The sequence below is a fragment of the Algoriphagus oliviformis genome (assembly GCF_017254915.1).
Taxonomy (GTDB): domain Bacteria; phylum Bacteroidota; class Bacteroidia; order Cytophagales; family Cyclobacteriaceae; genus Algoriphagus; species Algoriphagus oliviformis.
This window is the reverse complement of record NZ_JAFKCT010000003.1, coordinates 286,163-304,349: the sequence shown is the minus strand read 5'-3', so window position 1 is coordinate 304,349 and position 18,187 is coordinate 286,163. Positions and strand designations below refer to the sequence as shown.

23 protein-coding genes are annotated in these 18,187 nt (G+C 52.8%); 8 read left to right on the top strand and 15 right to left on the bottom strand.

The features are described from left to right. Positions 1-77: 77 nt before the first annotated feature. Positions 78-983 (bottom strand): NAD(P)/FAD-dependent oxidoreductase, encoded by a 906-nt coding sequence (locus J0A68_RS09510; RefSeq protein ID WP_206577975.1) that lies wholly within the window; start codon positions 981-983, stop codon positions 78-80. A 198-nt stretch (positions 984-1,181) separates the two neighbouring features. Here J0A68_RS09510 and J0A68_RS09505 point away from each other — a divergent pair, with 198 nt between their 5' ends. From J0A68_RS09505 to bla, 3 genes are all read left to right on the top strand, one after another. After that, complete coding sequence (locus J0A68_RS09505; protein WP_206577974.1) at positions 1,182-1,511, top strand: nucleotidyltransferase family protein; 330 nt, start codon at positions 1,182-1,184, stop codon at positions 1,509-1,511. Further along, a complete protein-coding gene (locus tag J0A68_RS09500) occupies positions 1,480-1,767 on the top strand; it encodes a HepT-like ribonuclease domain-containing protein (RefSeq protein ID WP_206577973.1) in 288 nt (95 codons plus the stop codon). Before J0A68_RS09505 ends, J0A68_RS09500 begins: the two co-directional genes overlap by 32 nt. Positions 1,768-1,833: 66 nt before the next feature. Beyond that, on the top strand, positions 1,834-2,571 hold the full coding sequence (gene bla, locus J0A68_RS09495) for a subclass B1 metallo-beta-lactamase (RefSeq protein WP_206577972.1): 738 nt from the start codon (positions 1,834-1,836) through the stop codon (positions 2,569-2,571). A 24-nt stretch (positions 2,572-2,595) separates the two neighbouring features. Here the strand turns inward: bla and J0A68_RS09490 are convergent, their stop codons facing one another. The 4 genes from J0A68_RS09490 to J0A68_RS09475 all read right to left on the bottom strand — a co-directional run bounded on the left by J0A68_RS09490 (position 2,596) and on the right by J0A68_RS09475 (position 4,515). Further along, positions 2,596-3,195, bottom strand: a complete 600-nt coding sequence (locus J0A68_RS09490) for a GNAT family N-acetyltransferase (protein WP_206577971.1) — start codon at positions 3,193-3,195, stop codon at positions 2,596-2,598. Positions 3,196-3,360: 165 nt separating this feature from the next. After that, a complete protein-coding gene (locus J0A68_RS23140; RefSeq protein WP_369075005.1) occupies positions 3,361-3,567 on the bottom strand; it encodes a putative polyvalent protein kinase domain-containing protein in 207 nt (68 codons plus the stop codon). 208 nt (positions 3,568-3,775) lie between these two features. Continuing rightward, the gene (locus tag J0A68_RS09480) at positions 3,776-4,036 is read right to left on the bottom strand and encodes a YgjV family protein (RefSeq protein WP_206577969.1); all 261 of its coding nucleotides are present in this window, start codon (positions 4,034-4,036) and stop codon (positions 3,776-3,778) included. Then, positions 4,033-4,515 carry a MarR family winged helix-turn-helix transcriptional regulator gene (locus tag J0A68_RS09475; protein ID WP_206577968.1) on the bottom strand — a complete coding sequence of 161 codons (483 nt, stop codon included), beginning with the start codon at positions 4,513-4,515 and terminating at the stop codon, positions 4,033-4,035. Before J0A68_RS09475 ends, J0A68_RS09480 begins: the two co-directional genes overlap by 4 nt. A gap of 239 nt (positions 4,516-4,754) precedes the next feature. On the opposite strand from J0A68_RS09475, the gene J0A68_RS09470 reads away from it, so the two are divergent. The 3 genes from J0A68_RS09470 (at position 4,755) to J0A68_RS09465 (ending at position 7,104) form a co-directional block, all read left to right on the top strand. Continuing rightward, positions 4,755-5,471 (top strand): 3-ketoacyl-ACP reductase, encoded by a 717-nt coding sequence (locus J0A68_RS09470; RefSeq protein WP_206577967.1) that lies wholly within the window; start codon positions 4,755-4,757, stop codon positions 5,469-5,471. A 126-nt stretch (positions 5,472-5,597) separates the two neighbouring features. Further along, the gene (locus J0A68_RS22810; RefSeq protein ID WP_236021438.1) at positions 5,598-5,981 is read left to right on the top strand and encodes a nucleoside hydrolase-like domain-containing protein; all 384 of its coding nucleotides are present in this window, start codon (positions 5,598-5,600) and stop codon (positions 5,979-5,981) included. Continuing rightward, a complete protein-coding gene (locus J0A68_RS09465) occupies positions 5,905-7,104 on the top strand; it encodes a DUF1593 domain-containing protein (protein WP_236021437.1) in 1,200 nt (399 codons plus the stop codon). Before J0A68_RS22810 ends, J0A68_RS09465 begins: the two co-directional genes overlap by 77 nt. Positions 7,105-7,315: 211 nt before the next feature. Here J0A68_RS09465 and J0A68_RS09460 read toward each other — a convergent pair whose 3' ends face one another. The 5 genes from J0A68_RS09460 to J0A68_RS09440 form a co-directional block, all read right to left on the bottom strand. Then, entirely contained in the window at positions 7,316-7,912 is a 597-nt protein-coding gene (locus J0A68_RS09460; RefSeq protein WP_206577966.1) for a hypothetical protein, read from the bottom strand. A gap of 11 nt (positions 7,913-7,923) precedes the next feature. Next, positions 7,924-8,412 carry an RNA polymerase sigma factor gene (locus tag J0A68_RS09455; RefSeq protein WP_206577965.1) on the bottom strand — a complete coding sequence of 163 codons (489 nt, stop codon included), beginning with the start codon at positions 8,410-8,412 and terminating at the stop codon, positions 7,924-7,926. Positions 8,413-8,531: 119 nt separating this feature from the next. Further along, a complete protein-coding gene (locus J0A68_RS09450) occupies positions 8,532-9,686 on the bottom strand; it encodes a hypothetical protein (protein ID WP_206577964.1) in 1,155 nt (384 codons plus the stop codon). A gap of 127 nt (positions 9,687-9,813) precedes the next feature. Further along, positions 9,814-10,638 (bottom strand): PAS domain S-box protein, encoded by an 825-nt coding sequence (locus J0A68_RS09445; protein WP_206577963.1) that lies wholly within the window; start codon positions 10,636-10,638, stop codon positions 9,814-9,816. A 138-nt stretch (positions 10,639-10,776) separates the two neighbouring features. Then, positions 10,777-11,112, bottom strand: coding sequence for a HopJ type III effector protein (locus tag J0A68_RS09440; RefSeq protein ID WP_206577962.1), 336 nt, complete (start codon positions 11,110-11,112; stop codon positions 10,777-10,779). A gap of 125 nt (positions 11,113-11,237) precedes the next feature. Here J0A68_RS09440 and J0A68_RS09435 point away from each other — a divergent pair, with 125 nt between their 5' ends. After that, positions 11,238-12,806: a sulfatase gene (locus tag J0A68_RS09435; RefSeq protein ID WP_206577961.1), complete on the top strand. Its 1,569-nt coding sequence runs from the start codon at positions 11,238-11,240 to the stop codon at positions 12,804-12,806. Between the two features lie 18 nt (positions 12,807-12,824). On the opposite strand, the gene J0A68_RS09430 is transcribed toward J0A68_RS09435, so the two are convergent. The 5 genes from J0A68_RS09430 to J0A68_RS09410 all read right to left on the bottom strand — a co-directional run bounded on the left by J0A68_RS09430 (position 12,825) and on the right by J0A68_RS09410 (position 16,755). Next, positions 12,825-13,358 carry a hypothetical protein gene (locus J0A68_RS09430; RefSeq protein ID WP_206577960.1) on the bottom strand — a complete coding sequence of 178 codons (534 nt, stop codon included), beginning with the start codon at positions 13,356-13,358 and terminating at the stop codon, positions 12,825-12,827. Positions 13,359-13,425: 67 nt separating this feature from the next. Then, on the bottom strand, positions 13,426-14,118 hold the full coding sequence (locus tag J0A68_RS09425; RefSeq protein WP_317195099.1) for an NAD-dependent epimerase/dehydratase family protein: 693 nt from the start codon (positions 14,116-14,118) through the stop codon (positions 13,426-13,428). Between the two features lie 19 nt (positions 14,119-14,137). Then, positions 14,138-14,719 (bottom strand): YdeI/OmpD-associated family protein, encoded by a 582-nt coding sequence (locus tag J0A68_RS09420; protein WP_206577959.1) that lies wholly within the window; start codon positions 14,717-14,719, stop codon positions 14,138-14,140. Positions 14,720-14,781: 62 nt separating this feature from the next. Then, on the bottom strand, positions 14,782-15,354 hold the full coding sequence (locus tag J0A68_RS09415; protein WP_206577958.1) for a YdeI/OmpD-associated family protein: 573 nt from the start codon (positions 15,352-15,354) through the stop codon (positions 14,782-14,784). 6 nt (positions 15,355-15,360) lie between these two features. Further along, positions 15,361-16,755: an MFS transporter gene (locus tag J0A68_RS09410; RefSeq protein ID WP_206577957.1), complete on the bottom strand. Its 1,395-nt coding sequence runs from the start codon at positions 16,753-16,755 to the stop codon at positions 15,361-15,363. Positions 16,756-16,986: 231 nt separating this feature from the next. On the opposite strand from J0A68_RS09410, the gene J0A68_RS09405 reads away from it, so the two are divergent. Further along, positions 16,987-17,616, top strand: a complete 630-nt coding sequence (locus tag J0A68_RS09405) for an NAD(P)H-dependent oxidoreductase (RefSeq protein WP_206577956.1) — start codon at positions 16,987-16,989, stop codon at positions 17,614-17,616. The last annotated feature ends 571 nt before the right edge of the window (positions 17,617-18,187 follow it).

Below are 18,187 nucleotides of genomic sequence, written 5' to 3'. Positions count from 1 at the left end.
GGATAATTTCAGGCCGCTCCTTTGGACGAAAAGGGCAGGCCGGTTTTCTGTTCCGACCTGTCTCGTTCTTGCTGCCGCTAGAAGGATTCCGCTACCAGGCTGTGGTTGATCATGGCTCCGGCGAGATTTCCGGCATGGACTGCCGAAGCGACGGAGCGCATCATCGAAGTACAGTCACCGCAAGCGTAGAGTCCTGAGACATTGGTCTGCTGGAGGGCGTCCACCTGTATCCTTCCAGACTCGGCGATTTTGCAGCCTAGCCCCTGCAGGAGCTTTTCCGGCAGGGAAAAGGGCACATCCGCATAGACTGCGTCAAAAGGCTCCGCAGTGCCATCGGCAAAAAGGACTTCGCTCAGCATGCCGTCTGTATGGCGGATTTCCGAAACTTCAGTTTCGACGACTTCCACGCCGTTTTTGGCCAGTTTTTCCATCTGGCTGGGCGAAAAAGAACCGGGGCCTGCGCTGAGGATCTTGACTTTCTGGCTCAGGTTCGATACCAAGCTTGCCAAGTGGAATGCCCGGTCTCCCTTGGCCAGAATTCCGGTCTTTTTTCCCCTAAACTCAAAGCCATGGCAATACGGGCAATGGAGCACGGATATCCCCCAGCACTCGGCAAAGCCGGGAATAGCGGGCAGCTCGTCCTTGATGCCAAAAGCGAGCAGCAGTTTTTGGGAGAGGTAGCGCTGGCCCGATTGGGTTTTCACTTGGAAGCCTCCGTTCAGCGCAAGTGCTTCCACGACCAGATCCTCCTTAAACTGCACGGTGGGGTAGGCAAGGGCCTGCGCCTTGGCGGCTTGGGAGATGGCGGCGGGAGTCTGGCCGTCTTGGGTGAGAAAATTGTGGGAATGAGGCGTCTGCCGGTTGCAGGGCTGGCCGCCGTCCAGGATCAATACGTCCCGGAGGGATCGGCCTAGGGCCATGGCTGCGGAGAGGCCGGCATAGCTGCCGCCGATGATGATGGCGTGGTGTCTGATAGTGGTCATTGTGGCGTGATATAAAAGTAGATAGGTGCGGATTTTGTGATAATGGCAACCGAGCGGTCAATTATTATATCATGCAACAATGTTGCTTTAAGGTGAGTTCCAGCGATACCCTCTTTCCAGCAAATCGTCCTACAGGCACCGGAGAGTTTCCCGGCATTGGGTAAAAGAAGCTGGGAAAAAGACGTAAATTGAAACATCATGATTCAACTGGTACAAGAGAAAATGGATCGAATCGCCGAATTGTGCAAGGCGCACCAGGTGGATTCCCTTGCACTTTTTGGATCTGCACTGCGAGCAGATTTTGGGGATTCCAGTGATTTGGATTTTTTGGTCAGTTTTTCCCGTTCGGTCGACCTTTTGGACTACGCGGACAACTACTTTAGTCTTTTAGAAAAACTGGAGGATTTGTTTGGTAGGCCGATTGATTTGGTGTCCGAAAAATCCCTTAAAAACCCTATTTTGATAGCTGAAATCGAGAAAAGTAAGGTATTGCTCTATGAATCCGAAAGTACTGAAGTACATTCTTGATATCGAAAGCATCCTGTGGGAACTTGACCAGATCAAGCTTCGCGTTGGGAATGATTTCAGTCAATACAAGAAGGACTTTGTGGTCAAAAGGGCAGTAGAACGTGATTTGGAGATCATTGGTGAGGCGGTAAAGAAGCTCGTGTCACAGGCTCCGGAGATCAAACTTTCCTCAGTCAAGAAAATCATTGGATTGCGAAATAGAATAAGTCACGCCTACGATTCCCTCGAAGATGAGTTGATTTGGAGCATTCTGTAAAAGGATATTCCGCTCCTCAAAACTGAAATCGAAAGCCTAAAATCCTGAACGGACTTCCCGAATTTGATGAAAACAACACTTTTCACGATTGCCGTATTGTTTTTCACTGTAGTGCACGCTCTTTTTGCCCAGCAAGCCAAGCCCCTGTATCAATCAGAAAACCTGGAAATCCGCCAGGTCAGCGCGCATGCCTTTGTCCATGTGAGCTACCTGAAGACGGAGGACTTTGGCAAGGTCGCCTGCAACGGCATGATCGTCGTGGATGGGGGCGAGGCGCTGGTCTTTGACACGCCGACCGACGATGCGGGAAGCCGGGAACTGCTAGGCTGGCTGGAAAAGCGTGGCGTAAAGGTGAAAGGCGTGGTCGCGACCCATTTCCATGACGACTGTGTCGGCGGACTGGAGGCCTTCCACGCCTTGGAAATTCCTTCCTACGGTTCTTTCAAGACCATTGAGCTTGCCACAGCGGAAGGGAATCTGGTTCCCCAAAACGGTTTTCAGGCTGAGCTGGATCTGGACGTTGGAGAGTTGTCCGTCAGCAACCGGTTTTTTGGCGAGGGGCATACCCGCGACAATGTAGTCGCCTACCTCCCTGCCGATGGGGTACTTTTTGGGGGGTGCATGGTCAAGGAGCTCGGTGCCGGAGTGGGCTATCTGGGAGATGCGAATACCGCTGCCTGGCCAGAGACGGTCACCTGTGTGAAGACCGCTTTTCCGGACTTGAAGCTCGTCATCCCGGGGCATGGCAAGGAAGGGGACGTGGCACTGCTGGACTATACGGTCAGACTGTTTGAGGCTAGATGAAGTGGAGGTGTCCGGGTGTAAGGGTCATTTCCCAATGCCCCAGCCAGCAAACCTGTCCCTGATCGCCTGCCACTCGCAGTCCAAGATGCTGTAGTAGACGGTGTTCCTTCTAAATCCGTCGTACAGCAGCGTATGGTTTCGCAGGATGCCTTCCTGCTGTCCGCCGATCTTCTGGATGGCAGTCCTGGACACGGTGTTCCGTTCGTCGGTTTTGAACTCCACCCTTTTTGCCCCCAAGTATCCAAAGGCATAGTCCAGCAGAAGGAACTTGCAGTGGCGGTTGAGCCCGGTTCGATGAAAGTCCCGACCATACCAGGTGCCGCCGATTTCCAGCCGCTCGTCCGGATTGGAGATACTGAGCAGGCAGGTGACTCCTGCGTAGGCATTTGCCCGCTTGTCAAAGACGATCAGGGAATAGCGGATCTTGTTTCTGCGGTTTTCCGCGGCCTTTTGGAGGTAGGTGGTCAGTAGCTCACGGGAATGGATGGGGGCAAGGGAGTAGCGCAGCAGCTGGGGATCCTGTGTGGCGATGGGCAGCAGGGCATCCAGGTCGCTTTCCCGCAGGGGTCTGAGCAGGACGGCTTCGTTTTCCAAAACCAGTTCTTTGTCAAAGGAAAAGTCCATGGGTCGGGATGGGTTGGCAGCCTGAAATTACACCAAAGGGAGGACGTTTTTCGCAGTCCGGGCTTTTTCCAACCTCATTTTTCTCAGGTGGTAGCTATGGATCACGCAGAAGACTGCCCCGGCGATGATCAGAGGGGTGGAATACCTATTTCCAGAAGTTCTCTGTCAGATAGAACACTGTGTCAATGAAAAACAGAACATCCTCTCTGGTGAGCACACGCCGTCATTCAATTTGATGACGTGATCGGAGTCTTTTAAGAAAACTCGTTGCTCTGCTCCTTCACTGATGTATTGGCTTAAGTCGATGTCGTCTATCCAAAGCCCATTTCGCGAAGCAAACACTTCTAACCTCTTCTTTTCTTGGTCGAGGATTGGCTTAGGGATTTCAGCTTTCGGGCCTGCTTGCGTGCCATTGTCAAGGTGACGGGCGACTGCTTGGATAGCCGCTCCAAACCTAACTTGGCTCTTTCCTGAAATGACATCGTGGATTTCATCTTTGAGATGGTTTTGCGCCTATCCAAAAGTAGTCAAAGTGCATGACGATAGAAAGTAGGGGTAGCAAAGTGGAAAAGGGGATCTGTCAGACTTGCCCCGTGGGAAGCTGGCCTTTGCCAGCCCGGACTTTTTCCAGTCTCAATTTTCTCAGGTGGTAGCTATGGATAACGCAGAAGACCGCACTCGCGATGAGCAGGGGGATGGACTCCAAAAATACCGCATAGACCACATAGAAGAGGTTGGAGATAAGGTGCCAAATCCGGAAGGTCCCCATGTCCTTTTTGGTGGCAGCAAAGAATCCGGCGGAGATGGCAATGTATCCCAGTGTTTCGGCTATCCAGTTCATAGGGTTTTGAGGTTTTCGGAGGTGCGCTGTTGGTAGTTGCTTTCGGCAAATTTGAGTTCCAGGTTACGGAGCTCGTCGAGGAAATGGGGGCTGTCTTCGACCAATTGCTGCATGGTCATGATTCCTGCGTCCCAGTGCCTGCGAAACTCCGGAAGGAGGTTTTTTGCCTTTTCGCTGAGGCTGAGGAGCTGCTTACGGGAGTCGTTTTCGTCGGATTGACTGAGGAGGTAGCCCTTCTTTTTCATCCCGTTGACGATCTTGACCATCCCGGGATGTGACATCTTCAGCTCCTGTGAGATCTCCGTGATGGTCATCTGTTCCTGTCTTTCGAGGAGGAGAAAGACCAGGTGCCAATTGGGCTCGATGTCCAGGCCCGTGGACTTGTAGTAGGCCCGCGTACTATAGAGCAGCTCGTCGCTCAGGCGCTTGAGCCTGCCGGCCAGTCCTTCGTGTGTGATTGCGCTGAGAAAATCCTCCATAGCCTGTTTTTGTGTAACCAGTTACGTAAATGTAGGGAGAAGTATGTGTAACTGGTTACGTTTATCGGAAAATTTTTTTCAAGTCCACGCAACGCTGCCGCTGATCTTAGTCCTCGCGCCAGCTCCTCAGGGTCTGGTACTTGGAAGGTGTCGCTATGGACTTGTGCAGAATCTAACCCATTTGGGGCACAAAACCCCGCTTTTCTGGGTTCAGGTAGTTTGACAAAAACCAAAACAATATGATCTCACTAAAAGGAAAAACGGCCATCATCACCGGTGGCGGACGTGGACTTGGCAAGGCCGTGGCCCTGCTGCTCGCCCAAGAGGGTGTGCATATCGGCATCACGGGACGCAATGAGGAGCAGCTGAAAAAGACAGCGGAGGAATTGAAGGCGACGGGTGTAAAAGTGGCCTATGCGGCATTCGACGTTGCCTCTGAAGCCGCGGTCAAAGCGGGGATTGACGCCTTGGTGGCGGAACTTGGCACGGTGGACATTTTGGTCAACAATGCCGGAATAGGCAAGCTGGGAACCCTGGAGGCCATGTCCTCTTCAGATTGGGAACAGGTCATCCAGACCAACCTCTTTGGCGTCTACTACACGGCCATGGCGGTGTACCCCTACCTCAAAGCCAAGGGCGAGGGCGATATCGTCAACGTGGCCTCAACGGCCGGCCTGAAGGGTGGTGCGACCATGTCAGCCTATGCGGCGTCCAAAGCGGCGGTGATCTCCCTCTCCCAATCCATGATGGCAGAATGGCGCAAGCAAAACATCCGCGTGATCACCCTCACACCGAGCACCATCGCCAGCGACATGAGCATACAGGGTGGGCTCACCGACGGCAATCCGGAGAAGGTGCTCCAACCCGAGGACTTCGCCGAGTGGGTGCGCGACATCCTGAAGATGAACCGCCGTGCGCTGATCGCCAACGGGTCAATCTTTTCGACCAATCCCTGATCGGAACAATGAGGTTTCGAGTACGGAAAGCCCGCGGTATGAAGCTGCGGGCTTTTTGCTGATTGGTGTGTCAATGGTTTTCTCCCTGGCTTTTCCTATTTTGATCCTGCCAAACCCAAAAAGCCTATGAAAACCCTTTATGCCCTAGTCGTCGGTGTTTTACTTTTTTCTTGCCAGCCCAAGACCCAAACTGTCACCGAGCGCGCTTCTACTTCCCAAAAGCCCCGCACCATCGTCACCACCGATGGGGAGATTGACGATGTGGATTCCTTTATCCGCATGCTGCTTTATGCCAATGAGTTTCGCATCGAAGGGCTGGTCTATTCCTCTTCCATGTGGCATTATGCAGGAAATGGGAAAGGCACTGAGTTTACCTCGGAAAAAGCGGATCTATGGGGCAAAGACAGACCTGCGCTGGCCAGGTACGGAGTGGATGAATCCGCTATTGGATGCCTATGGGGAAGTCTATCCAAAACTCAGCCAGCATGCGGAGGGATTTCCCACGGCTGACCATCTGAGAAGTCTGATTCGGGTGGGGAATATCGAGTTTGAAGGGGAAATGGAAATGGACACGCCAGGCTCGGACTTCATCAAGGAAAAGCTGCTGGATGGGGACATGGAGCCGATTTACCTGCAGGTGTGGGGTGGGACGAATACCATTGCCCGGGCGCTGAAGTCCATCGAGGATCAGTACAAAGGAACACCGGAATGGGAAGCCATTTACCAAAAGGTGGTGGACAAAGCTATTCTATATGCCATTCTTGATCAGGACGCTACCTATCGGAAATACATCGCGCCCAACTGGCCCGACTTGCGGATCTTTTACAATGCCAGCCAGTTTTGGTGCTTTGCCTACCTCTGGAAGCGGGCGGTGCCCGAGTCCCAGCATTACCTTTTCGAAGGGGGATTCATGGGAGCAGAAATCATCAACAACCACGGGCCGTTGCTCAAGCAATATTACAGCTATGGAGATGGGCAAAAGCAAGCCGGGGACGAGGAGCATATCCATGGGGATTCCGCAAAGTTGGGAAATGCCCAGTGGGGGACTTTTGGGGTCTATGACTTCATCTCCGAGGGTGATTCTCCCGCCTACCTGCACCTGATCGATGTCGGCTTGGACAACCTCAACCATCCCGAGTGGGGAGGCTGGGGAGGTCGCTTGGTGCAGTCCCCTGAGCAGCCCAATCGATGGGAAGACGGTGCCGGGGTTTTGGATTTCAACCCCTTTACCGATACCCTCGACGCTACCTATCCCCAGATCCGCTGGGTGGAGGCGATCCAGCAGGATTTTGCCGCCCGGGCGGATTGGTGTGTGAAGGACTATGCTGATGCCAACCACGCTCCGATGGTGAAGGCAAAGGGCCAAGCGACACGTTCTGCCAAAGCTGGGGAAAGTATCGTCCTGGAGGTGGAGGCTTCTGATCCTGATGGGAATGAGTTGGAAACCAAGTTTTGGATCTACCAAGAGGTCGGAAGCTACCAAGGCGAGGCTGGCTTATCCGCCGCCGGAAACCAAGTGACCGTACAGCTTCCTGCCAATGCCACCGGTCAGCTCCACGTCATCGCTGAGGTCAAGGACAAAGCTGAGCATCCCATGACCAGGTATGTGCGGTTTGTGGTGGAAGTGGAGTAGGCCGTTTCCAGTGTTCAGTCACAGTCTCAGCCTCCGTCCGGCAGGCTCCAGAACCCTTTCAGGAATCAGTCACAGTTTTCGGTTAGTACGCGATATCTGGGGCTGATTCCCAAATCCCAAATCCCAAATCCCAAATCCCAAATCCGAAATCCGAAATCTAAGCTCTGGCTTCGACTTCCCCCAGCCTGGCAGAGCCCGGAAAGCAGAGCCCTCAGTCTTCCAAGCCCCGGATCATGTCCTCAGAGTCCTGGATGATTTTTCGGTATTTTCTCATGCCCCATCTTCCGAAAAAGAACATAAACAGCAGCCCAGCGGGCACGTAGATCAGCCAGAAGTAGGGCTGTCGGATGATGTCTGCTTTTCCGGAGATTTCGGCCAAAGGAGGTAGGACGCTGATCAGAAAGAGTCCCGAAAGGAAAAACCCAAACTGCTGCACTCTGAAGAATTGAATCTTTCTTTTGGCAAACTTTTCCAAAGTCTTGGCTGGAGTCGTTTGGACGAGATTCAGCTGGTTCAGATTTCGGACGGCCAAAAGACTGGCGATCGGCAGGCCGATCAGAAACAGGATGTCAAAGGCCGCAAAGACCTGGTTGATCGTGACGGTCAACTTGGAGAAGCTGAGGATAAAGTAGGCCGCATAGCCCAGGCAGACGATGCTTCCCAGCAATTCCGGGATTCGGATGGAGTTGAGGCGCTTTCTATAGTTGTGTTGAGTGATGTCCATGAGTACTTTTTTTTGGATTTTTTCCTGTTGTTCTACTTTGAGGCTGAGTTCTTCCCAAAGCGATTTCATTTCTTCGAGTTCCATGGTTTGTTGCTTTAGTGAGTGTGGATGCCTTTTCTTAGTTTTTCTTTGATCCGCGACAAGCGCGTACCGACGTTGCTGACACTGATTCCTAGGATATCCGAGATTTCTTCGTGGGATTTGGCTTCGAGAAAAAGCAGCACAATGCCCTTGTCCAGCAGGTTCAGCTTTTTGATCTCTGCGTAGAGCTGGGAAAGTTTTTCCTCACTTTCCGAATCCGTTTCCTCGATCCATTGCAGCTGGATTCCGTCCAAAGGCACTGCAGTTACCTTTCGTTTGGACTTGTTGAGCTGCGTGATGGCGGTGTTCATTCCTATCCGGTAGAGCCAGGTGCTGGGCTTGGAGTTGTTTTGAAAAAGGTCAAAAGACTTCCAAACCTGATAGATGATTTCCTGGCTCAAGTCCTCTTTTTCCTCTTTGGAAGAGGTGTAAAAGGAGGCGATCTTGAAAATCAGTCCCTGGTGCGCATGGATTAAGGCAATGAATTCTTCTTCTTTCCTCATCTACCGGTGTTTACAGCATTAGTCTCTGAGAATTTAGAAAAATCACAGAAGAGGAAAGTTTTTTTGAAAAAGAAGTGGAAAAATCGAGAGCCGCCGCTCGCGGAACAGCGGGCGGGCCCTTAGTCGGCCTTTACCTTCAACCGGTAGAGAATAATGCCGTCATCTTCCGTCTCGGACATCGCCGCGATTTTGGATACCACGAGTTCGCCTTGCTTGTTGACCACGTTGGGGTAGTTGGCATTGATGGGAAAGGGGACGTTTGTCGCCAATTGCTTGAAGTCCTTGTCGAAAATCGCCGCATAGCTGGGGTTCATTCGTTGCCTCGCTAGGTCTCGCTCGGTGGATTGCTGTAGCTCGGTGGTCTTGGCTTCGGGTAGTCCTTTGTTGTACACCGCGATGTAGTAGTCTCCGGATACGAGAATGTTGGTCAGGTTACCGGGCATTTTCTTTCTGTTTTCTTCAAAAAATCGCTGTGCTTGGTCTAGCGCTACAGGTGTGTACGGAACCCAATCCGGGATATCCACTTCTACGGTCTTTTCAAAGACAAAGCGATCCCCTTCTTTGGCATAGACGTAAAATCTCGGCTCAAACCACATACTGAGCAGCAGCCGGTTACCATCCAGCGTGTAGACCGGAACCGGAAAACCGTGGATCTGATCCCCGAGTAGCGTGGATGTCTCCGGCAAACTGAGTACGCCCAAGGTGTCTCCTGTGCTCTTGTCCTGGGACTCGATGATAGGAAGTCGGTACATCGTCTGATAAAACTCGCCTTCTTCCATGTTGACGGCGAGTGTTTCCGGCCATGGTTTGGGGTAGTAGAGCTTGTTGCCGATTTCAAAGACTCCGAGCTTTGGATTCATGATTTGAACTTGGTAGGGATAGGGGATTTTGATTTCCCCGACCTTAGTCGAGTCGCGGAAGCGGTAGTAGCCTTTGGGCGGATTAAATACCGTCACATCGCCGTCGAAGTAGCCCAATCCCATGGCTTGGCTGACGGGAGCGAGGCCCTCTTCGCTAAACTTATAATGGTTGAGGATCTTTCCCTGCCCGTCCACCTCGAGGTATTCGTAATACACGTCGGTCGTGAGTAGGTATTTGTCCGCTTTGGGATCGTAGTCCTGGAGCATCATCTCTCCGAGAAAATCTACCTGGACAGAATCGACGATCTCGAGCGAAAAATTTTGGGGACTGTTGCTGTTTTCGGGGTTTCCTCCGCAGGAAAATACGCCAATGGTTAGGGCGCTAAAGGCAAGTTGGGTCAAGGGGGCTTTCATGTGAAAAATCAAGGGTTGAAAAGTAGGCTGGCGAAATGCCATTTTTATATACTAAAACCCAAGGAGATAAATATTGGCGAAAACAACAACTAAACAATAGTTTTTAATTTGGTTGGGCTGACCGGATCTAGTGGGGTTTGGAATTCATCTTTTGGGAAATGTCCCTAAGGGCGATGTCCAGCTCTTCGGCCGACACTTCGAGATTTTGGATCAGGGTGATCTTTTCCATCGAATCCAGGGTTTCGGGCTCCTGCAGGAGATTGGCGATGCCCATGATCCTGGCCAAGGGAGCCCGCACGAGGTGGGACTGCTCGGAGGCCAGCTCTTTGAGCTGGGTGTTGTGGGCTTCCAGGGCTTTCAGAAACCGCACCTCCTCGGTGATGTTTTGAAAGGCGACGATGTAGCCGGGAGCCTCGTTTTTGTTGGGCTTGATCCGCATGCCATAGCCGCGGATGATGATTTCCTGGCCGTTTTTGGTCTGGAAGTGCTTTCTGAACACAAAGTCGCCGTTGGAGTTGGAGTTGGCGATTTTTTGCAGCTCCGTACCATCCTGTTCCCGTCGGTTTTCGGGCGTGTAGTGGTTGATGTGTTTTCCCACCAGCTCCTGGGAGGAGTAGCCTGTGATCGCGACGATGTTGCTGCTCACCTGCGTGAAGATCCCCGTCGCGTCGAGCTTCAGGATTCCCAAGTTGGGATTGGAAAAGAGCAGTTCCAGCTCCATTTTCCGCTTGTTGATGCTGTTGGTCATTTTCCGGATGAGGTAGTAGAGCATCAGGCAGGTGACGCCCACGTAGAAAAAGCCTTTCAGCAGCTGAAACTGGGACAGCTTTCGGATGTCGTCACTGAAAAAGTAGGCGGCAAGCCCATCGCTGAACAAAATCCAGAAAATGCCCACGACCAAATAGGTCAGGCAGATGACTTTGGCGTTGTAGAGGGAACGAGTTTTTGGCATGGCACCCGGACGGAATTTGGGTTAAAATACTGGAAGTTTCGGTAAAAACTGAAGATTGTGTTGAATACTCGAAGTATTGGTTCCAGTTGTTTGGGCGTCGGTGTTGACGCTCCCGACCTCAAAAATGAAAGGCCTAGCCTACTTGGCCTTCAGCGCGTCACCGTCGAAGCGGATACCCTCCCAGCCCTTGAGCATGAAGTTGCGGATGTTTTGGTGGTCGGTGCCATTGGGATTGCCCAGTACGTCGACACGGTAGTAGTCTCCAAACAGCGCCAGGGTCTGCTCGGCGGTCAGCATGTTGAGCTTGGCAAAGGAGAAGATCTTGCAGCTTCCGTTGTTTTGTCCAGCTTCATTCACTGTCACTCCGTTGACAAAGCGGGTGGGGGTAAATTCGTAGTGTTCATCGATGTAGGCGATGACCTCGGGAAAAGTGATGGACTCGGGATGCTCTTTGATGGCTTGGAGTAGTTTCATGTGGTTTGTGATTTGACTGCAAATTGGGAAATTTTTCGGTTTTGCAGGTTTGTTTTCAAGCAGAGAAAAGTTTGGTATTGGCAAAAGGTTGTTGATAATTAGTGTCAATGCCCTATTTTTCCGCCATGAAGAAATTTCCTTTTTCCGGCCTTTGTCTTGGCTTTTGGCTCCTGCCTCTTTTTTCCGCTTTTTCCCAGCAAGAACAGCCCAATATCCTCTTCATCGTCGTGGACGATCTGGGATATCACGATCTCGGTGTCACCGGGAGCAGCTACTACGAAACTCCCCACGTGGATCGCTTGGCTGGGAAATCCTACCAATTTACCCAGGGCTATACCTCCTCGCCGGTATGCAGTCCTGCGCGGGCGAGCCTGATGACGGGACTGACGCCAGCGCGGCACGGGATCACCGACTGGATAGGTGCACCCGAGGGAGAAGCCTGGCGGGATATGGGGCGGCATACCAAGCTGCTGCCGCCGAGCTATTCCCACGCGCTTGACTCCGAGCTGACGACACTTCCGGAGGCTTTGCAGGAGGCTGGGTACGAGACTTTTTTTGCGGGAAAATGGCATCTGGGAAGCGAGGGCTCCTATCCGGAAGACCATGGCTTCGAGACCAATATCGGTGGGTTTGAGTCGGGAAGCCCCAAAGGCGGCTACTTCGCCCCCTACGACAACCCCAAACTCAAGCAGGGCCCCGACGGGGAAAATCTCAGCATGCGCCTTGCCAACGAAACAGCGCAGTTTATCGAGGGAGACCACGAGCGTCCTTTTTTTGCGATGCTCTCCTTCTATGCCGTGCATGGCCCCATACAGACGACCGAGGAGAAGTGGGCGAAGTTTCGTGTCAAAGCGGAGAAAAACGGTATTGCTGACCAAGGCTTCGAGATGGAGCGGAGGCTACCCATCCGCGTGGAGCAGGACAATCCTGTGTACGCGGGACTTGTCGAGGCCATGGATGATGCCGTGGGTAGGGTGATGGAGGCGCTGGACAAGGCAGGTTTGGCGGAAAACACCGTGGTCGTCTTCACCTCCGATCATGGAGGCGTCGCTTCCGGGGACAACTTTTCCACCTCCAACTTGCCCCTGCGAGGAGGCAAGGGCTACCAATGGGAGGGAGGATTGCGGGTGCCGTACTTTATCCACCTTCCCGGACAGGACCAAGGGCAGGAGCTCAGCATCCCTGCTACGGGCATAGATATTTACCCCACGCTTTTGGCTTTGGCGGGCGCAAAGGCTCCGGCTGAGATCGAAGGGATAGACCTGTTTGCGGCCGGGAAAAGAAAGAAGTCGGCGGAGCGGGATTTGTTTTGGCACTACCCACACTATGGAAACCAAGGCGGAGACCCCAGCTCCATCATCCGGCGTGGAAAGTGGAAGCTGATCCACTATTGGGAAGATGGGCGTCGGGAGCTCTACGATCTGGAAGCTGATCCCAGTGAGCAAAAGGACATCGCGGCGCAGGAGCCAAAGCGCGTAAAGGAGATGGACGCTGTCCTGCTGGCCTATCTGAAAAAGCACGGTGCCAACATGGCCTACGCGGATCCCGCCTACGACGCGGAGGCTGAGCGTGCCTACCTGCAGGGCGTGCGCGAAAAGCGCTGGCCGGCGCTGGAGAAGGAACGCAAAGACATGCTTTCCCCTACCTGGCAGCCCAATGCCAACTGGTGGAAAAGCAAGGTGAGCCAAGACTAGTCCCGAAGCGCGGAAGCCTTATTCCTCCTCCCGTCTCCAGTTTTTGGTTTTCCGTTCTTTTTTGAATCGTGCCGACTTGGCTTTTACCCCGTCCCGAGTGCGGTCGCTGACGAAGTGCATGTGGTACTCTGTCAGCCAGGAATCTTGACGGATCATCATCCCGTCAAAGGGGCAGCCGGGATGGCCGCAGTTGTGCCGGGAGTACTCGCCAAAGTTGCGGTGCTTGATCTTCTTGTCCGCGAGGATGCGCTCTTGGTTTATCCGGATTTCCCGCCAAATCTGTGCGGCATCTGCTTTGGTTAGCTCCTCGCCGAGGGTGCTGAGCTCAAAATAGGTGCGGGGATCTTTGACTTGGAGAAATTCGAAGGTCTTTTCGAAGAAGCGATTGGCAAAGTCCCGGACTTCGATGCGTGCGGCCAGATCCAGGCTTTCGTTTTCGCAGATGGAGCGGTAGAGCCCCAGCGTGTTGAAATCGGAGTAGTCCGCGTGATGCTCGATGAAGTGGCGGTATTCGTCTCTGCTGAGCTGGTTGAAGGGGCGATCGATTTTCATTGGAGCATGTTTCGGAGCTGGCTAAGGAAGGTAGCCTTCCTTAGCCAGATCTTCAACTTTGTCCCGGTCAAACTCCCAGCACCTTGATATCCGGCACCTCCAGTACTTGTTTGGAATAGCCTTCGGTGACCGTGCGGATCATTGCGCGACCGACCTCGTGGAGGCTGAGGGTCTTTTTGGGCATGAAGAAAGGCAGGATGGCAATGAAGGGTTTGAAGATGCCCTTGACGTTTTTTTGTCCTTTGACTGGCGTCATCAGGCCTGGCCTGAAATTGTACTGGCCACGAAAGGGCAGCTTCATCAGCTCGTTTTCGGTTTTCCCTTTGACCCGCGCCCACATCGACCTGCCCTGTTCGCTGCTGTCGGTGAGCGCGCCGGTGACGAAGTCAAACACCATCTCGGGATTGAGTTTCGCCAAGACTTGGGCAAAGCGGAGGGTGGTGGTCAGGGTGATGTGCGTATAGTCCGCTTCGCTCATCCCAATCGAACTCACGCCCGCGCAATAGAAGCAGGCGTCGAAGCCCCGCAGCCGGTCGCGATGGGCATCGATCTGCATGAAGTCGGACAGCAGGAGTTCGGAATATTTGGGGTGGGAAATGGCATAGGGGCGACGGCTGATGCTGAGCACCTCGGAAACCTGGTCGTTTTCGAGGCATTCGAGCAGGACTCCTTCGCCGACCATGCCGGTGGTTCCTGTGAGTATGATTTTTAAGCCCATGGCGTTTTTTTGGGGAAGGGGTTGGAAGGTCAATTTACGCAATCGACAAAAAAAGTTTTCCTCAGTCGTTTAAGCCCTTGCCTTCCAAGATCGCAGGGAGGCACTTGGCAATGCGCGCTTCGCGGGTTTTGGACTGCTTGGCTTGGGAAAAATGAAAGAGATAGGCCCGCTGCCGCCCAGGGGTCAGTGCTTCAAAAGCCGCTCTGAGGCGAGAGTCTGAGTCCAGTTTGACTTGGAACTCCTCCGGCACTTCGTATTCTGCGGTTTTCTTAAGCTCGACTTTGAGGCCGGCTTTTTCCACCTCGATGGCCTCGTAGATGTGGGCTTTGACCCAGGCCTCCTGCTCTTGGATTTCTTTCAGGTCAGTGAATCGGATCTGCCTAGCCGCCTGCACGTTTTTGGTTTGCTGGATGAGGATGCCGTGGGTGTCGGAGAGCAAGGCGCCCTTGAAGAAGAGTAGCGCGCAATATTCCTTGAATACGTGGATCAGGATGATGTTGGCGCCGTGGAGGGTGTAGCAGGGGCATCCCCATTTGAGTTCCTCCGCCAGGCCGGTAGCCAGCGCGATTCTCCGAAGCTCGGTGATTTCCTTTTTCCAGCGTTCATTTTCTGAAAAGTAGAAGTCGACTTTGGGGTTGTTCATGCGTGGATGGATTTTGGGGGGCGCAGCCGAAAGATAAAGTGTTTTGTCCTGCAAGCCTAGGCTTAAAACTGCTTTGGCTTCATTCCTTTGGCAGCGAGGTCGGCGATCTCTCGGATCCGCTTTTGGCGGGTTTCGGGTCGTCGGGCCAGCACGAGCGAGGTCAACATCATTTTTCTCACGGACTTGCTCAGGCTTTCATAGAAATCCATCGCACCGGGTCGGTCGGTCAAGGCTTGGCGAAAATCATCCGGGATGAGCAGGTCCTCGGCTTCGTCCAGCAGTGTCCAAGAGCCGTTTTGCTTCGCCATCTCCACCGCATCCAATCCTGCCTTTGCCATCAGCCCGGCTTCGGTCAAAGCGGCGATCTTGTCCTTGTTGATTTTGGACCAGGTGCTTTTTGCCTTGCGCCTGCTAAAAAACTGATGGAAGGTCTCCGCATCGATTTTGACTTTTTTGCTGTCGATCCAGCCGTAGCACAGCGCCATGTCCACGGCATCGCTCCAAGTGACCGAGGGCTTTTCGGACGCCTTGGAATAGAATACCAGCCACACCGACGTTTTGCAAGCATGGTTTGTCGCCAGCCAGTCTTGCCAGTCGGAGGCGGTTTTGGGGTAGAAGACTTCGGTGTCGGACATGTTGGGTCAGGCTTTCAGGTTTTCCCCGTCGCGGAAATGCAATCTACGAAACACCAAGCTGGAAAGGATGGTCAGGCTGCCGATGACTAGGAAGGTATAGCGAAAGGCATTGTGGATCTCGTTGTGGATCAGCTTCACGTCGCCCTCGAAGAGCTTCAATACGATCAGCCCAAACGCCACCCCAAAGCCGATGGCCAATTGCTGATTGACGGAAATTAGGGAGTTGCCGCTGCTGGTGTGGTAGCCCCGAAGGTCGGCGATGGAGATGGAGTTCATGGAGGTAAACTGGATGGAGTTGAAAAATCCCAGCAAGGCGATGATGGGCAGGTGCCAGTAGATCGAGGAGTGAAGGCTTGGGAGGGCAAAGGAACAGATCAAAGCCCCTATGATGAAGGTGTTGGCCATGAGCGTATTTCTGTAGCCAAAGCGGTCGAGGATGCGGATGACCACTGTTTTTCCAAAAATCGCCGTCAAGGCCATGGGAGCCACGATCCATCCGGATACCACGGCGGACTGCCCGTAGGCAATCTGGACCATCAGTGGCAGCAGCAGCGGAACGGAGCTGATTCCGAGTCGGGTAGCCAAGTTGCCCAAGATGCCCACGCGGAAGGTACGCACTTGGAACAGGTTGAGCGGGAAGATAGGGTTTTCCTCTTTTTTCGCATGGCGGTAGTAGAAAAACAGCATCAGAAAGCCCAACACCAAGGCTCCCAAAATGGGCGTGATGTGTATCGTGTTCCCAAGGAGTTCCAGGGAAATGGAAAGCAGAAAGGACGCCGCTCCAAAGAACAGGAAGCCCTTCAGGTCAAAGTCCAGGCGCTTGGATTGGTAGTCGGGCATAAACTTCAGCCCCAGGACGATTCCCATGAAAGCGATGGGCAGGTTGATCAAAAAGATCCAATGCCAAGAGAGGTAGTCCACCATGTATCCACCGACCAAAGGGCCAAGCACAGGGCCGATGAGAGCGGGCACGATGGCGTAGTTCATGGCTTTGACCAGCTCGTTTTTCGGGTAGGTCTTGATGAGGGTGAGCCTTCCCACCGGGGTCATCAGGCTTCCTCCGACGCCCTGCAGTACCCGCGCGAAGACCAGCTGGGTGAGGTTTTGCGAGAGCGAGCAAAAGAGCGATCCCAGCGCAAAGAGCAGCAGTGAGGCGATGAATACCTTCCGTGTACCAAACTTGTCCGCCAAAAAACCGCTGATCGGCATCAGCAAGGCCAAAGTCAGCACGTAGCTGATGATGGCGTTTTGCATATTGAGCGGGGATTCGTTCAGATCCTGGGCGATGGCTGGCAGGGAGGTGTTCAGGATCGTGGAGTCCAGCATCTGCATGAAGATGGACGTGGCCAGGATGCCGGGAAGGATTTTTTTGACCTGAGGACTGATGGTTTCCGGATTCATCTGATGAACATCAAAAAAGAAAAGATGCCCCTCGGGAGTGTTTCGGGGCTTTGCTGGGGAAAACAGGAATCCTTGCGATGCGGTTCCTTGCGCATTCGTCTATTGCTATGCCAACCCGGTTTTCATCCGTCTGGGATTTTTCTCCCTCGTTTTGCCCTTGGCTGGAACTATTTACAAAAGCTGCGCGGTTTATCTGTGTATATACATATAAAGTATCAACAACCAACTACCATGAACGTAATCCAAAATCTCAAATGGCGCTATGCGACCAAAGCTATGAATGGTAAAGCCGTGCCTGAAGACAAAGTGGAATATATCCTAGAAGCCATCCGGCTAAGTGCCTCCTCATCCGGCCTGCAGCCCTACGAGGTGCTGGTCGTCACCGACCCGGGCGTCAAGCAAAAGCTCCGCGCAGCGGCCTATGACCAAAGCCAAATTACCGATGCTTCCCATGTTTTGGTGTTTGCGGCTTGGGATCAGTACACCGAGGAGCGGATCAACAAGGTTTTTGAGAGAAGCAACAAAGAGAGAGGCCTGCCGGATAGCGCGACAGATGCCTACCGCACCCGCCTGATTGCCATGACCACCGCCAAGACCGCAGAGGAAAATTTCCACCACGCGGCCAAGCAAGCTTACATCGCTCTGGGAAGCGCGCTGGTAGCGGCAGCAGAGCAAGAGGTCGACACCACGCCCATGGAGGGCTTTGATAGTGCCCAGGTAGACCAGATTCTGGGCTTGGAGGAAAAAGGCCTGCGCAGCGCGATAGTCCTACCACTCGGCTACCGTGACGAAGCCAAAGATTGGCTGGTGGCCATGAAGAAAGTCAGAACACCAAAAGAGGAGTTTATCACCCTCATTTAAATAGGTTCGAGACTTCACGATTTTTTACTGGAGGAAGTCTTGAGGCCTATTTGCGGCTATCGGTTGCGGAGACCTTGCGGACTCGGCAGGTCCGGTAGCCGCTCTTTTTTGAAGATGGTTTTTGGATGTGCTTTTTTGGGGCTAGCGGCCTATTTGGCTAAAAAAGAGGCAAAATTCTTGGGTACGCCGTTTTTTTTGCGAGATCAACATCAATTTTTTTCCGCCGGTTGGACGCTTTTTTGGAGAAGTCTGGTCAAAGGGAAGCTAGGCGATAATTTTAAGAAGGGCTGTAGTTAAACCGCTGTTTTTTTGGGTTTTACCCCTGTCGCTAATCCAAAATTTAATTTAAGGATATTGCAAAAAATCAATATTAATTGATAATGAAGTCAGTTTGTCTAAAAAAATTAATAAAGAATTATTGATTTGGATAAAAATAACCAGACTTGATTTTGTAAGCGATGATCATTTTTCTAGCTTTAAATTACAGACGAGTAGCACCTGGCAAAGGTTTTCCGTCCACCATGCCCAATCAGACCGATCCTAGGATGAGTTTTTTTTCATCCTGAAAGAC

Bases quoted from the DNA above. Each gene is read 5' to 3' on its own strand.
- J0A68_RS09510 (WP_206577975.1), bottom strand. From the start codon at position 983: ATGACCACTATCAGACACCACGCCATCATCATCGGCGGCAGCTATGCC.
- J0A68_RS09505 (WP_206577974.1), top strand. From the start codon at position 1,182: ATGATTCAACTGGTACAAGAGAAAATGGATCGAATCGCCGAATTGTGC.
- J0A68_RS09500 (WP_206577973.1), top strand. From the start codon at position 1,480: ATGAATCCGAAAGTACTGAAGTACATTCTTGATATCGAAAGCATCCTG.
- bla (WP_206577972.1), top strand. From the start codon at position 1,834: ATGAAAACAACACTTTTCACGATTGCCGTATTGTTTTTCACTGTAGTG.
- J0A68_RS09490 (WP_206577971.1), bottom strand. From the start codon at position 3,195: ATGGACTTTTCCTTTGACAAAGAACTGGTTTTGGAAAACGAAGCCGTC.
- J0A68_RS09480 (WP_206577969.1), bottom strand. From the start codon at position 4,036: ATGAACTGGATAGCCGAAACACTGGGATACATTGCCATCTCCGCCGGA.
- J0A68_RS09475 (WP_206577968.1), bottom strand. From the start codon at position 4,515: ATGGAGGATTTTCTCAGCGCAATCACACACGAAGGACTGGCCGGCAGG.
- J0A68_RS09470 (WP_206577967.1), top strand. From the start codon at position 4,755: ATGATCTCACTAAAAGGAAAAACGGCCATCATCACCGGTGGCGGACGT.
- J0A68_RS22810 (WP_236021438.1), top strand. From the start codon at position 5,598: ATGAAAACCCTTTATGCCCTAGTCGTCGGTGTTTTACTTTTTTCTTGC.
- J0A68_RS09465 (WP_236021437.1), top strand. From the start codon at position 5,905: ATGAATCCGCTATTGGATGCCTATGGGGAAGTCTATCCAAAACTCAGC.
- J0A68_RS09460 (WP_206577966.1), bottom strand. From the start codon at position 7,912: ATGGAACTCGAAGAAATGAAATCGCTTTGGGAAGAACTCAGCCTCAAA.
- J0A68_RS09455 (WP_206577965.1), bottom strand. From the start codon at position 8,412: ATGAGGAAAGAAGAAGAATTCATTGCCTTAATCCATGCGCACCAGGGA.
- J0A68_RS09450 (WP_206577964.1), bottom strand. From the start codon at position 9,686: ATGAAAGCCCCCTTGACCCAACTTGCCTTTAGCGCCCTAACCATTGGC.
- J0A68_RS09445 (WP_206577963.1), bottom strand. From the start codon at position 10,638: ATGCCAAAAACTCGTTCCCTCTACAACGCCAAAGTCATCTGCCTGACC.
- J0A68_RS09440 (WP_206577962.1), bottom strand. From the start codon at position 11,112: ATGAAACTACTCCAAGCCATCAAAGAGCATCCCGAGTCCATCACTTTT.
- J0A68_RS09435 (WP_206577961.1), top strand. From the start codon at position 11,238: ATGAAGAAATTTCCTTTTTCCGGCCTTTGTCTTGGCTTTTGGCTCCTG.
- J0A68_RS09430 (WP_206577960.1), bottom strand. From the start codon at position 13,358: ATGAAAATCGATCGCCCCTTCAACCAGCTCAGCAGAGACGAATACCGC.
- J0A68_RS09420 (WP_206577959.1), bottom strand. From the start codon at position 14,719: ATGAACAACCCCAAAGTCGACTTCTACTTTTCAGAAAATGAACGCTGG.
- J0A68_RS09415 (WP_206577958.1), bottom strand. From the start codon at position 15,354: ATGTCCGACACCGAAGTCTTCTACCCCAAAACCGCCTCCGACTGGCAA.
- J0A68_RS09410 (WP_206577957.1), bottom strand. From the start codon at position 16,755: ATGAATCCGGAAACCATCAGTCCTCAGGTCAAAAAAATCCTTCCCGGC.
- J0A68_RS09405 (WP_206577956.1), top strand. From the start codon at position 16,987: ATGAACGTAATCCAAAATCTCAAATGGCGCTATGCGACCAAAGCTATG.